This window comes from Bacteroidota bacterium (assembly GCA_020402865.1).
Lineage (GTDB): Bacteria > Bacteroidota > Bacteroidia > Palsa-965 > Palsa-965.
Genome location: JADBYT010000028.1, coordinates 26,785 through 40,175, shown reverse-complemented (window position 1 = coordinate 40,175; position 13,391 = coordinate 26,785). Strand labels below are relative to the sequence as shown.

The window sequence follows — 13,391 nt, the reverse complement described above, 5'->3', positions numbered from 1 at the left end:
TACAGTAAAACATAGCTTTCATTCCCCGAGCTTGTCGCCCCCGCAAAGCGTAGTTTGCTTTTGTTCCCTGAGCTTGTATAAGTCAAAAGCTGAAAAGCGTAGTTTGCTTTTGTTCCCTGCGCTTGTATAAGTCAAAAGCTAAAAGCGTAGTTTGCTTTCATTCCCCGAGCTTGTTGCCCCCGCAAAGCGTAGTTTGCTTTTGTTCCCTGAGTTTATCGAAGGGAACAAAAACAGCAAAAGCGATGCAGTAACCCCGAGCTGCATCGCTTTTTGCTTAGTACCTGCACCGGGCGGTGCAAGAATGAGACAAATTTATAACCGCGGATATGCTTTGTCAAGCCTTTTGGTCGAAAAAACGAAAAAATAATATGAAAGGTCGGTTAATAGTGTGAGTTCATCGAAAGGTGTGATGGGCGGATCGTTGATGCGGTAAGCTATAAATCAACCTTTTGTGTAAAACGGACGCCTTTTTCATCGGTGAAGATGAGTTCGTAGCGACCGGCCGGCAAATTTGATTTTCCGTCGTGGCCTGATTTTATGCGTCGCGGATCCTGTTTCAGTATTAACCATTCCCGAAATGAGTTTGCTTCCGCTGTGTCTAATCGGGTAGAAAGGGTTTTCCTGTTCAGGCCGGCTTCACAGGTGTCTTTTACCTCCAGCAGTATCAGGTTGTCGTTTTCCGGACATAATTGTATGGTTACTGTTCCGGCTTTCGGAGCTACCCAGCTAATGGTCATTTCGGAGAACGAGGTTTGATTTTCGTTTCTGTTTGTGGTTTGGTTTAAATAGCTGATAGTATTATAGTTAGATAGTTTCACCGAATTAATAAGTTGAAGGTCTCCGATGTATGCTTTGTAAATAGAACGCCCGTGTGTACCTATCAGAATTTCGTGCTCGCGGGGGTGAATCACAATGTCGTGAACGGCCACGGCAGGCAGGCCGCCGTTCATGCGCATGGTGGTGAGGCCACGGTTGAGTGAGCAGTAAAGTCCGTTGTCTGTGCCGATGAAAATCAGATCGGGGTTTACCGGATCTTCGCGAATTACATTAACCGGTTCGTGCGGCAAATCGGTGGCAATTTGCTTCCATGTAGCCCCAAAATCTTCCGACACAAATACGTAGGGCGCAAAATGATCCCACTGGAAACCACTCAGCACCACATATACCCGGCTTTTTACATGTGCCGAGGCAATTACGCGGTTTACGCGCAGGTGTTGCGGCAGGGCATCGGAAATGCGTGTCCAGGTTTCGCCGCCGTTTTTTGATACGTGTACCAGCCCGTCATCGCTGCCGGTGTAGAGCAGGCCAAACTGCACCGGCGATTCGTGTATGGTGCTTAAAGTGCCGTAAGGTACATCGCCGGTGCGGCCTCCGCGTGTGAGGTCGCCGGAAATGGCGGTGAAATCATCGCCTTTGTTCATGGAGCGGAACAAACGCTGGGCACCCATGTATAAAATATCGGGGTTATGCACCGAAAGCCAGATGGGCGCCTGCCAGTTGAACCGCAGCGGCGGCTCGCCCAGCACATTTTCGGGCCGCACTTCTGCCGTTTCGCCGGTAAGGCGGTTCACCCGGCCATAATGCCCGAACTGATAACCGGTGTACACGGTCACATTGTCGCGCGGGTCTATCATTACCTGCATGCCATCGCCTCCGTAAATGAACCGGTAAGGATATTGCCCGTAGTCGTACCAGCTCAAACTGGCTTCGTAATTGGAAGGGCCGTACCACACACCGTTGTCCTGCAGGCCGCCATATACATTGTAAGGCGTAGCCATGTCCACATTTATGGCGTAAAACTGCCCCACGGCGGGCGTATTGGCTTTGAACCAGCTCAGGCCATTGTCCCACGAAATATTTACCCCGCCATCGTTGCCGTTGATTAAATGCCCGCGGCGTTTGGGGTTTATGTATAAGGCGTGATGGTCGCCGTGCTGGTTGGCGCCGTCGGTGGGCGCAAAGGTTTTCCCGCCATCGGTGCTGTGCAGGAGTTGCACGCCGGCCACCCATATTTCGTTGGCGTCAAACGGCGAAATCCAGATTTTGCCGAAGTAATAGCCGTAGGTATAGAAAAGATCTTTCAGGTTTTCGTCGCTGCCGGTGAGCTGCCAGCTTTGTCCGCCATTGTCGCTGCGGTAAATCTGGGCGCCGGTAATCGGGCGGTTGAAAAGATCGGCATTGGCGTCAGACACAAAGTCGGCCAGGGCCACGGGTTTTAGTGTGCCGCTTTGTACCTGCGCTTTAATTGAGGCGGCGGTGTGCTGTGCGGGAAATTCGTTACTGCGCAGCCAGGTTTCGAGCTCAGTATCGTTGAGCGCCAGAAACTCGCTGTTGCTCATGGTGCGGAAACGGGCAGGCGAGAGGCGCTTACTGCTGGTCTGCGCAGCGGGCTTCAGTGTTTGGTTATCCACCACGGCATACATGATTTGTGTATTGCCGTGGAAAATACTCAACCCGATGCGGCCGATGTCGTTGCCCTGCGGAAAACCGGAAGCTGCGGTGGTGATGATGTTCCATGTTTTACCGCCGTCGGTGCTTTTGTAAATGGCGGTGCCGGCTCCGGCTTCTACAAAATTCCATGCCCGGCGCTCCCGGTGCCACGCCGTGGCGTAAAGTACATCGGGGTTTTGCGGATCGGCGGTAAGATCAATTACGCCGGTGTTTTCGTCGATGTAAAGTGCTTTGCTCCAGGTTTTACCGCCGTCGGTGGTTTTATACACCCCGCGCTCGGCCGAGGGTGAGTATAAATGGCCGATAGCCGCCACCCAGGCCGTGCCGTTTTGAGAGGGATGCAAAAGCACTTTGCCGATGTGGTGTGTTTCGTGCAGACCACGGTTTTGCCAGGTTTTACCGCCGTCGGGGCTCACATACACGCCTGTGCCGGCGTATGACGAGCGGCTGGAGTTGGCTTCGCCGGTGCCTACCCAGATTTCGGGTCTGGCCGCGTTGTTCCAGTTCACGGCAATATCGCCAATGGTAATGCTGGTTTCCTGCTCGAACACGGGCGAGAACGTGGTGCCGTTGTTGCCGGTAAAAAACACCCCGCCCGAGGCGTAGGCCACATAAAAGCGGGTCGGGTCGTTCGGATCGGCATCTATATCAGTCACACGGCCGCTCATAATGGTGGGGCCTATGTTGGTAAAAGCAATGTTGCTTACCAGCGAGCGTTGTTCGGCTGCTTTCCGCTTTTCGAGCGCAGCCATGCGTTCGGCGGCTGGTGTGGGTTTGGGCTCGGGGGCGGCGGGGGGCTGATTGTTTTTTTGAGCTGCAGAAGGCAACACAATTGCAGTCAGCAAGAGCAAGGCAAAAAGACGTTTCATAATCGGAACCGTGAGCAGGTGAAAGAATGTGCAAGATACAATTCCGCCTGCGAGGAAAACAGATCAGGTGGTAAATGCACAAAAGCCGTTACGAACGGCCTTTGTGAGAGATAAATATAATTTTGATGTTACTTCTGCGAACGTTCTTTCAGGGCCCGTTCCAATGCAAACATTTCATCGCGCAGGCGGGCGGCTTCCATAAAGTCCATTTCCTTAGCGGCGGTTTCCATGGCACGGCGTGTTTTGCCAATGGCTTTTTCAAGCTGCTCGTTGGTCATGTAAAGCACCACGGGCTCGGCGGCAAGTGTCGAAGTGGTTTCGGGTTCGATATACGGTTTTGGTCCTTCTTTTTCTGCCGCTTTGCGTTTGTCGTTTTTACCGCGCGTTTTTTCGAGCACCATGGCCAGCGAATCTTTGTCTTTTACAATTTGCGTAGGCGTAATGCCGTGCTCAAAGTTGTATTCAATCTGCTTTTTACGACGACGCTCGGTTTCATCAATGGTCTTTTGCATCGAGTCGGTAATTCTGTCGGCATACATAATTACCCGGCCGTTTACGTTACGCGCCGCGCGCCCCACGGTTTGCACCAGCGAGCGTTCGGAGCGCAGAAAGCCTTCCTTGTCGGCATCCATAATAGCCACCAGCGATACTTCGGGCAAATCAAGTCCTTCGCGCAGCAGGTTAATGCCTACCAGCACATCAAACATGCCTTTGCGCAGGTCGGTCATAATTTCCACCCGTTCCAGCGTATCCACGTCGGAGTGTATGTACCGGCTGCGAATGCCGAGGTTGATGAAGTACTTGGTCAATTCCTCGGCCATGCGTTTGGTAAGCGTGGTTACCAGTACGCGCTCATCGCGCGCCACCACTTTTTCAATTTCATCCAGCAAATCGTCCACCTGTTTATCGCTCGGCCGCACTTCAATAATCGGATCCAGCAAACCGGTGGGGCGAATAAGCTGTTCCACCACCACGCCTTCCGATTTTTGAAGCTCATATTCCGCCGGAGTGGCGCTTACACAGATAAGCTGCGGAATCATGGTTTCAAACTCATCAAATTTCAGCGGACGGTTATCCATGGCAGCCGGCAGGCGGAAACCAAATTCCACCAGCGCCTCCTTGCGTGAGCGGTCGCCGCCGTACATGGCGCGTATCTGCCCAACGGTAACATGGCTTTCGTCAATTACCATCAGGAAATCATCGGGGAAATAATCAAGCAGGCAAAACGGTCGGGAACCGGTTGCGCGTCCGTCGAAATAGCGCGAGTAGTTTTCGATTCCCGAACAGTAACCCAGTTCGCGCATCATTTCCATATCATAGGTTACGCGGTCTTCGAGGCGCTTGGCTTCCAGGTTTTTGCCTATTGATTTGAAGTATTCCACCTGCTTCACCAGATCGTCCTGAATGCTGCGGATTGCGCCTTTCATGGTATCCTGCGAAGTCACAAAAATATTTGCAGGATAAATATTCATGTCTTCAAACTTCTCAATTACCCGTCCGGTAGAAGTTTCAAACGATTCAATTTCCTCAATTTCATCGCCCCAGAAATACACACGTACAGCATAATCGGCATAAGCCAGATACACATCCACCGTATCGCCCTTCACCCTGAAGTTTCCCCTGAAAAAATCGCCTTCCGTGCGTGAATACAGGGACCCCACAAGCTGATGCAGAAATTTATTGCGGCTTATGGTCTGTCCTTTTTTTATTTTGATTACGTTTTGCGAGAACTCATCGGGATTGCCAATACCATAAATGCAGGAAACCGACGAAATCACCACTACATCCCTGCGTCCGGAGAGCAGGGCAGAGGTGGTAGAAAGGCGCAGCTTTTCAATTTCTTCGTTTATGGAAAGGTCTTTTTCAATGTATGTATCGGAAGAAGCAATGTAGGCTTCGGGCTGGTAATAGTCGTAATAGGAAACGAAGTATTCCACCGCATTATCCGGGAAAAAAGACCTGAATTCGCTGTAAAGCTGGGCGGCCAGTGTTTTATTGTGGCTGAGAATAAGCGTGGGGCGCTGCACCTGCTGAATTACATTGGCAATGGTAAACGTTTTGCCCGAGCCGGTAACACCAAGCAGGGTTTGGCAGGGAGTACCGTTGTTTATCCCTTCGGCAAGCTGCCTGATGGCTTCAGGCTGATCGCCGGTGGGCTTGTATTCAGAAATGAGCTTAAAATTCATTTTGCAAAAATACGCCGCTTTAGGCTACTGAATCCATTCAGTGCATTCATCTTTTATTTGCTGTTGACAAACTGTTGTCAGCAGCATTAAAATTTGTTTGTTTACTTGCTTTGTGTGATTACATTTGCGGCAAAATTAACACTGCGGAAGCGCCTAAACATTAGGTTTTTCGCGTCATTCAAAAGAAAACCATGAAAACAGTTGTTACAATTTTTATGCTTGCTTTGGGCACCCTGCTTCACGCTCAGGCATCTCCTTACGAGGTTGGTACAAACGTGGTAAGCCTGGGTGTTGGTGTGGGCAGCAGTTGGGGATTTAATTCAGCCCGTCAAACACCGGCTTTTAACCTGCAATACGAGCGTGGCATTGCCCAGCTCGGACCTGGTGTGCTGAGCCTTGGAGGCTATCTTGGTTACAAAGGCTTCAGTTACCGTTATAACTATCCCAACGGCTTTTATTACGAGCAAAACTGGCGTTACACCATTTTTGGCGTTCGTGCTGCCTGGCACTTACAGGAACTCGATGGCCTCAACCTCGAAAAGTGGGATCTTTATGGTGGTATTATGATTGGCTTTAACAATGTAGGCTACACCTATAAAGATAATGATCCCGCTTTTGACTATTCATCAAACAACTACGGCAGCAGTGTGGGCTGGTCATCTTTCCTTGGTGCACGTTATTTCCTTTCCGAAAAATTTGCCCTTCAGGGTGAACTCGGTTACGGTATTTCTTACCTGAGTGTGGGTCTAGCATACAAGTTCTGATTTACACTGCAAATCATACCGGCGCTGGTTTCGTTAAGAAACCGGCGCTTTTTTTTGATGGCGGTTGCGGTTCCGGGTTTGCCAAACAAAATTATCTTTGCGCCATGATTTTAGGTAAGAAACTGGTAATTGTGCTCCCGGCCTATAATGCCGAACTCACCCTGCGCCGCACGTATGACGAAATTCCGTTTGATATTGTGGATGAAGTGGTGCTTGTGGATGATGCCAGTAAAGACCGGACTTCAGAGCTGGCCCGCGAAATCGGCATCAATCATGTCATCCGTCACGAAAAAAACCGTGGCTACGGCGGCAACCAGAAAACCTGCTACAACAAAGCCGTTTCATTGGGTGCAGACATTGTTATTATGCTGCATCCCGACTATCAATATACGCCCAAGCTCATTCACTCCATGGCTTATCTTATTGCCAATGAGGTGTATCCTGTTGTACTTGGCTCGCGTATTTTGGGCAAAGGTGCTTTGCGCGGCGGAATGCCCATGTATAAGTACATTTTTAACCGCTGCCTCACGTTTGCGCAAAACGTACTTATTAATCAGAAGCTTTCGGAATACCACACCGGCTACCGTGCCTTTTCGGGCGAGGTGCTGAAGAAACTCAATCTCGACGCCAATTCCGACGATTTTGTGTTCGATAACCAGATGCTTTCGCAGGTGGTGTATGCAGGTTATGAAATTGCCGAGATTACCTGTCCAACCAAGTATTTTGAGGAAGCCTCCTCCATTAATTTCCGCCGAAGCCTGAAATATGGTTTTGGTTGTCTGGGCGTATCGCTCAAACACCGGCTGAACAAGTGGGGAATGATGAAATCGGAAATGTACAAGACTATTTAACCGGTACGGCTGGATCGCGCATCCAGAATACAAAACCGTTTTTGGTGTTGGTTTTGATGAGCCAGGGGTAATAGGTTTTCACTTCTTCTTCGCGGGTAATTTTGCACACGAAAAATGCCGGCCGGTCAATATCGCCTTTCAGCATCCATTCGCGCTGGAGTTCGGTTTCGAATTCAGAACGTGATTTGCCTGCGGGAAGCGGGCGTTCCACACTGTTTCGCCATTTCAGGTAAGCCGGATTATTTTTTACGGCAGGCTTTGTTTGTGCATAGAAGTAATGGGCAAAGCTTTTATAGCCGATTGTTTCTACATACACATCCTGCCCGGCTTTGCTTTTCCAGAATTGCACGGCCGCATCCTGCGAGTATTTTTCGACGCGGGGCGCAAACAAAGCTGCCGCCAAAGCCGTAACCAGCAACGTACTGCCAAAAAGCAGATACACCGCTGTTTGCATACGGCGGCGCATAAGTACCAGCGCAGCCACAAGGCAGATAAACAGCAACACCCCGGCCAGAAACTCCACACCCGTCCAGCCACCGTCGGCCTGTAAATTGCCCGTCGCAAACGCATCGCGCACCGAACCCGATTCAAGCAGCGCGGCCTTAAACTTGTCGATAAAAGGCAATACCGCCAGCGCCGCACTCAGCAGCAGACCCGGCACCGCCACCAGCACCAGCACCCAGCGTTTCAGCGCAAACTGGCCGCCAAGCAGTTTGTAAAGACTGTAGGCCGCCAGCCAGGTAAGGGGAAAATAGCAGAGCGAACTGTAGTGCACAATTTTTGTTTTTACAATAGAAAACAAAATGAGCACTACCCAGAACATGATCCGCATCCAGCGCAGCTGGTGTCGCTCGTAAGGCGTATCGGCAGCGCGTTTAAACATAGCCTGCACCGCAAAGCCTGAGGCCGGAAAGCAGCCTGCCAGCAGCACAATCCAGTGATAAAAGAAATTGCCGCCATGCCCCGCATCTTCGGTGCTGAACAGGCGAATCTGGTACAGAATAAACTCCAGTACCAGATGTCCGCCCCCGCGCACCGCAAGCATAGCAAACCATGATCCAGCCACCAGCGCGGTAATTCCGGCATATACCATAAAGTGCGGCCAGCTCATGATCCGGCGGCGGTTGATGAGCCGGTAAACCACAAAACAAAGTCCGAAAACAAGCAACGCCACAGGCCCTTTGGTAAGCACCGCCAGCCCCATAAACAAGGCCGAAAGCATGATGTTGCGGTCCCAAAGCTTATGTGCAGCACTTTCAGAAAAACGGCTGGTGTATTCGAGAAACTGGTAAATACTGAGAAAGATAAACAGGTTGAACCAGGGATCGATAATGCCGGAGTGGAAGTAGAACTGGGGCAGGAGCGAGCCGGCATACGCCAGCACCCAAAGTGCGGCAAAGCGCCGGTCGAAATGCCTGCGGCCCAGCCGCCAGAGCACCAGCAGTGTAACAATACCGCCTATGGCATTGGGCAAACGTGCGGCAAATTCATTTACGCCGAACATTTTCATGCACAGCACCTGCATCCAGATAAACAGCGGAGGCTTTTCCCAAAACGGCTCAAAGTTGATTTGTACGGTGGTATAATCACCCGTCACTATCATTTCGCGGGCACACTCGGCAAAGTTGATCTCATCCCAGTCGAACAATTGCGAGTGCCCCAGAAACGGCACCACCAGCGCCAGCGAAAGCGCCACAATAAGCAGTGAAATAACGGGCAGATTACGCATTACAACTCGGCGCGGGTGGGAATTTTAAACTTCATGTACCGCTGTGCCAAATATACCACAAGCACGGCAGTACCAGTGCCAATAAATGAGCCGGCCAGCACATCGGCCAGAAAATGCTGCGACAAATACATGCGCGAATAACCTACGCCGGCCGCCAGCAAAAAGAAGCCTGTTTGAAGCAGCGGATGGCGGCGGGCAAGTATGCTCAGCGAACAGAAAAAGGCAAATGCTGCGGTGGTGTGCCCTGACGGGAATGAATTGAAATAAGCATTTTCAACAAACGGCACTTCACGTATCAGCGTATTCATTCCCTGCTGGTGAAACCACGTAATCGGCCTCACCACATCATCAAACACAAATTGTTTGAGCAGCTGAGTAATGAGTGATGCCACAATGCAGGAAACCGAAGTAATCAGCCCCGTGCCCCGGTGCCAGGCAAAAAGCAGCAGGCAAAAAATCACATAGGCCACCCCATCGCCAAACCAGGTCATGAATTTGAAAATGTGGTCGGCTGCATCCGACCAGTGTCCGCTGATGAAAAGATGGGCACCCGCCTTACCGGCAATTACTAAAAAAATAAGGCCGGCAGCCAGAAAAACAAGCCAGGGAAGAAGGAAGAAGCGTAGTTCTTTCAGCAGCGCACGCAAAGCTGTCATTCGTTACTGATAAAGCGGCTTAAGCTGCGGTTAGTATGTGCCCATCGACTTGATGAGGCGTTGTATCTGGGCCTGCCAGAGCTGACGAGAGGTGCGGATATCATCATCACCATCCCCAAAATCAGTTACCATGAGCGATATTTCGTTTGTAAGCTCATCGGCAAGGATACGGAACTCAAAATAAGTGCCATCGGGCTTATCGAGCCAGTGCAGGCGGATGAAATTATCGAGCTTGGCAGCCACAATTTTTGCATGCTGCTTGCTTCCGTCCCAGTCGAACGTATAAATATCGTTTTTCAGATCCACGTCGTCGGCAAACCATTCGGCCAGTCCGCTAGGCGTGGTAAGAAAATCATACAAAAGCCCGATGGGCGCATGCAGAATAAACTCCATTTCAAACTTACCGGCGGGTTCTTTCTTTTTGGCCGCTTTTTCGGGTTCAATGGGTTTGTCTTTTATAATATGCGGGTTGATGGTCTCGGTTTTTACCAGTCGTTTGGTGCCGGGAGCTACTTTTCCTTTGGGGCGTTTGTAGTGAATATCTGAGGGGAGGATAGGAAGTTGTTCAATGGGAATGATTTCCGGAACGGGTTCATCCTCATCACCTTCGGTTTTCTTTGCCTTTTTCGATGAAGGTTTGCCTTCAGACTTGGGTGCAACGGGCTTGGCCTGAGGTGCTTTAGCGACTTTTTCGGCTGGTTTTTCGGTTTTGGCTGATTTGGGTGCGGGAGCCGTTTTCGGGGCCGGCGCAGCTTTAGGAGCGGGCGCGGCGGGCTTATTCACAGGTTTTGCCGTTTTTGTAACCGGCTTGGCCGGTGCTTTGGAAACGGGTTTAGACTTATTACCAGACACTTTGCCTGTGCCCGAAGATTTGGATGCTACAGGAGGAGTTGCTTTTTTCGGGGCAGCTTTCGGGGTTGGTTTAGCCTTTGCCTTATCTTTTGATGAAGCCGCTTTCGCTTTTGATGCGGCAGGCTTAGCATTGGGCTTACCTGTTGATTTTTCCGGTTTTTTAGTCGTCTTTTTCGCCATGAATGAATGTGAAACGGATACTTAACTCACAAATCGAGGGGAAAAGTAGAAAAAAAACTATTACACGCAAGCCCGCTCATCATTCTGTTCATCTACTTGTCTTGTTAATAACTCGGCTCAAGCCCGAAAACTACAATTAATTTATTGTGAATTAATAGTTTGGGAGGGCGGATTAAAGTGTTAAAGAAAGACAAAAGCTAAAAAAAATGCGTGTCAATTGACCGGAAGAAGAAAAATACTACATTTGCGCTCCGTTTTCAATAATTACGGACAGGGCGAGATAGCTCAGTTGGTTAGAGCGCAGCACTCATAATGCTGAGGTCCCGAGTTCGAGCCTCGGTCTCGCTACCAAAAGCCGCTTCTTTTTCAGAGGCGGCTTTTTTATTTTAAATTCAGATTAAACGCACAACTTTATTGTTTTTGTTCCGTCATATCGATACGTATCTGTATTTAGTAATCCCTAAAAGTGTATTTTTGAGAGACTAGCCTATGCACCTGATTTTTCGTTTTTTATGTGGTTTATTGTTTCTGCCGCTGATTGTTTCTGCCCAGAAGCCCGATCAGCAGTTGCCGTATCGGATGAATGTGCGACTTGAAGGCTCAGTGCCGCACGGATTGAGTAACAAGGCTTTCAGGCGGAGTTTTACGGGCGTGTATGAATTGCAGTTTGCTACTTCGGTAGAACTGTTTTCAGGTTTTTCGCTTGGCGTTTCCTATCGGAATGCGCTCTGGAACACGCCTGATAACAAAATTCAGGGCATCAACACCAATATGCAAACCAATGGCGTAGGCCTTCAGCTTGGCTACGACAAACGGCTTTCGCGCACAGCTATTGCCTGCGCATCGTTAACTGCCGGGCGCGCCTTTACGCGTTTTACCGGTCTGGTTTATGAAACCGATTCGGCACTTGCGGCTGATCCGGCCGGGGTAGTGGACAGCTATTCGTACAATTATGGTGAAATGCGTTTTGGTGTATATTTTTTCACGGAAGGTAATTTTGCCATCGGGCTTAACACGGGGGTTACGTTTACCAACTTCGGTTTCGATCCCTACGAACTTGAACTCGACCAGCATAAAGCCTATATTGAATCAGATCTGAATGGAAATCTGGTTCAGCTTAACCTCGGCATTCATGTGCTTTTTGGGTTTATTAAAAAGCAGGGGGCTGCAGAAACCGGCACCGGAGAGTAAGTTCAGCTTTTTGCCAGCCAACAGTATTTTCGTGCTGCCTGCCGAATCTTTTTTGAGGTTCTGCCAATCAGTTTATCTTTGAGCAGCTTCTAACAACACGCTGCATGAAAAAGATCTTACTCAGCCTTGGCCTGCTAACCGGCCTCTCCCTGATTCTACCGGCTCAAACCTACACCACCACTACGCTGGTTCAGGGTATGGACTATCCGGTTGCGTTCGACATAACACCTGACGGACGTTTCTTCTGCACCCTCAAAGGTGATAACCAGACACCGGCAAGTCCGGGAACAGCAAAAGTAGAAGTCTATTCGGCTGGCGGTGTGCTGCTGGGCACATTCTGTGACCTTTCCGATTCCGTGAATGCCGATTTTGAGCGCGGCCTGCTGGGCATTACGCTCGATCCGAATTTCACCACCAACAATTATGTGTATCTGTTCTATAATCATCGCTACAATGGCGATGAGCGTATCCGCGTGGTACGTTTTACCGAAGTAAATAATGTGGGGACAAATCCCGCCATTATTTTCGATCTGGATGTAGCCAATAATATTGCGGGAAACCACGTGGGCGGCAACATTCATTTCATGCATAACGATACCACGCATCTTTTTCTCACTATCGGCGATCTGGCATACCAGCAGGGCAATCCCACGCTTAATTATGCCAATAAGCTCACCAATCCGTACGGAAAACATCTTCGTATCAATAAAGACGGTACTGTACCGATGAACAATCCGTTTTACGACGATGGCAATCCGCTTACCGGCAACTGCGACTGGATCTGGAGTTACGGCCACCGCAATCCGTTCGATTTTTGCTTCAGTCCGGTGAATGATTCCATGTATTCTTCCGAAAACGGCTGGAATGCGTCGGATGAAATGAACCAGGTTTCGCCCGGCAAATTTTACGGCTGGGCTGATTGCGAAGGATTTTTTGTAAACAGCAGCACATCTACACCTTGTGCCGCCGCCAATGCTACTGCGCCCATTGAAGACTGGCTTTCGCCGCTGCCTGCGCTTACCGGCATTTTGTTCTACAGCAGCCAGGTAATGCCCGAATTCGATAACCACGTGCTGGTGGCCGACAACGACTATGGCCGCATTTACGACATTACGCTGGGCAATGCACCTGCCTACGATTCGTTTGTGAGCCGCACGCAGTGGATGGATGTGGTTTCAGAAAGCGGCGGCCTTACCACCATTAAGCAAGGCAGCGATGGCTGCATTTATGCCATGAAAGGCGGATATACCACCAACGGCAAAATCTACCGCATCTGTCCGCAGGGGCTTGCTACCGAAACCACTGCCCCCGAAACCCAAACCCTGCAACTTACTCCCAATCCTAACGCAGGCATTACCACACTGGCATTCACTACCCAAACCGCACAGCAGGCCGAGGTATTTATTACCGACATTACCGGCCGTAAAGTGGCTGAAATGCAGGTAAACGCCACCGGCGCAGGCAAACAGCAGCTCGAAATTTCGGCGCAGACACTCGGCCTTTTACAGGGCACCTATTTCGTTACTGTAATTACCCGCGAAGGGGTAAACAGCATACCGATGGTGATTGCCGAGTAAACGGATACAAGCCACTTATTGGCGGCTAAATGCCAGTTGTGTGAATTAATGCAACGGCCAAAACATTGCAGTCGTTTTCAGTGTA

10 protein-coding genes and 1 tRNA gene are annotated in these 13,391 nt (G+C 50.0%); 6 read left to right on the top strand and 5 right to left on the bottom strand.

The annotated features are described in order from the left end of the window. Positions 1-434 precede the first annotated feature (434 nt). Positions 435-3,320 (bottom strand): glycosyl hydrolase, encoded by a 2,886-nt coding sequence (locus tag IM638_17345; protein ID MCA6364803.1) that lies wholly within the window; start codon positions 3,318-3,320, stop codon positions 435-437. A gap of 128 nt (positions 3,321-3,448) precedes the next feature. Further along, positions 3,449-5,506 carry an excinuclease ABC subunit UvrB gene (gene uvrB / locus IM638_17340; protein MCA6364802.1) on the bottom strand — a complete coding sequence of 686 codons (2,058 nt, stop codon included), beginning with the start codon at positions 5,504-5,506 and terminating at the stop codon, positions 3,449-3,451. A 191-nt stretch (positions 5,507-5,697) separates the two neighbouring features. Here uvrB and IM638_17335 point away from each other — a divergent pair, with 191 nt between their 5' ends. Both IM638_17335 and IM638_17330 read left to right on the top strand, forming a co-directional pair. Then, complete coding sequence (locus IM638_17335; GenBank protein MCA6364801.1) at positions 5,698-6,270, top strand: hypothetical protein; 573 nt, start codon at positions 5,698-5,700, stop codon at positions 6,268-6,270. Between the two features lie 104 nt (positions 6,271-6,374). Then, positions 6,375-7,121: a glycosyltransferase family 2 protein gene (locus IM638_17330; GenBank protein MCA6364800.1), complete on the top strand. Its 747-nt coding sequence runs from the start codon at positions 6,375-6,377 to the stop codon at positions 7,119-7,121. Here IM638_17330 and IM638_17325 read toward each other — a convergent pair. Genes IM638_17325 through IM638_17315 form a run of 3 tightly spaced genes read right to left on the bottom strand, consistent with a single transcriptional unit; the run spans position 7,114 to position 10,289 of the window. After that, positions 7,114-8,850 (bottom strand): glycosyltransferase family 39 protein, encoded by a 1,737-nt coding sequence (locus IM638_17325; protein ID MCA6364799.1) that lies wholly within the window; start codon positions 8,848-8,850, stop codon positions 7,114-7,116. The genes IM638_17330 and IM638_17325 overlap by 8 nt on opposite strands. After that, on the bottom strand, positions 8,850-9,506 hold the full coding sequence (locus IM638_17320; protein MCA6364798.1) for a phosphatase PAP2 family protein: 657 nt from the start codon (positions 9,504-9,506) through the stop codon (positions 8,850-8,852). The genes IM638_17325 and IM638_17320 overlap by 1 nt, the downstream gene beginning before the upstream one ends. 30 nt (positions 9,507-9,536) lie before the next feature. After that, complete coding sequence (locus tag IM638_17315) at positions 9,537-10,289, bottom strand: hypothetical protein (GenBank protein MCA6364797.1); 753 nt, start codon at positions 10,287-10,289, stop codon at positions 9,537-9,539. A gap of 25 nt (positions 10,290-10,314) precedes the next feature. Between IM638_17315 and IM638_17310 the strand changes: the two genes are divergently transcribed. From IM638_17310 to IM638_17295, 4 genes are all read left to right on the top strand, one after another. Then, positions 10,315-10,563: a hypothetical protein gene (locus tag IM638_17310; GenBank protein MCA6364796.1), complete on the top strand. Its 249-nt coding sequence runs from the start codon at positions 10,315-10,317 to the stop codon at positions 10,561-10,563. A gap of 249 nt (positions 10,564-10,812) precedes the next feature. After that, positions 10,813-10,889 (top strand) — tRNA-Met (locus tag IM638_17305). A gap of 138 nt (positions 10,890-11,027) precedes the next feature. Then, complete coding sequence (locus tag IM638_17300) at positions 11,028-11,729, top strand: hypothetical protein (GenBank protein ID MCA6364795.1); 702 nt, start codon at positions 11,028-11,030, stop codon at positions 11,727-11,729. 104 nt (positions 11,730-11,833) lie between these two features. After that, a complete protein-coding gene (locus IM638_17295) occupies positions 11,834-13,306 on the top strand; it encodes a PQQ-dependent sugar dehydrogenase (protein ID MCA6364794.1) in 1,473 nt (490 codons plus the stop codon). Positions 13,307-13,391 lie beyond the last annotated feature (85 nt).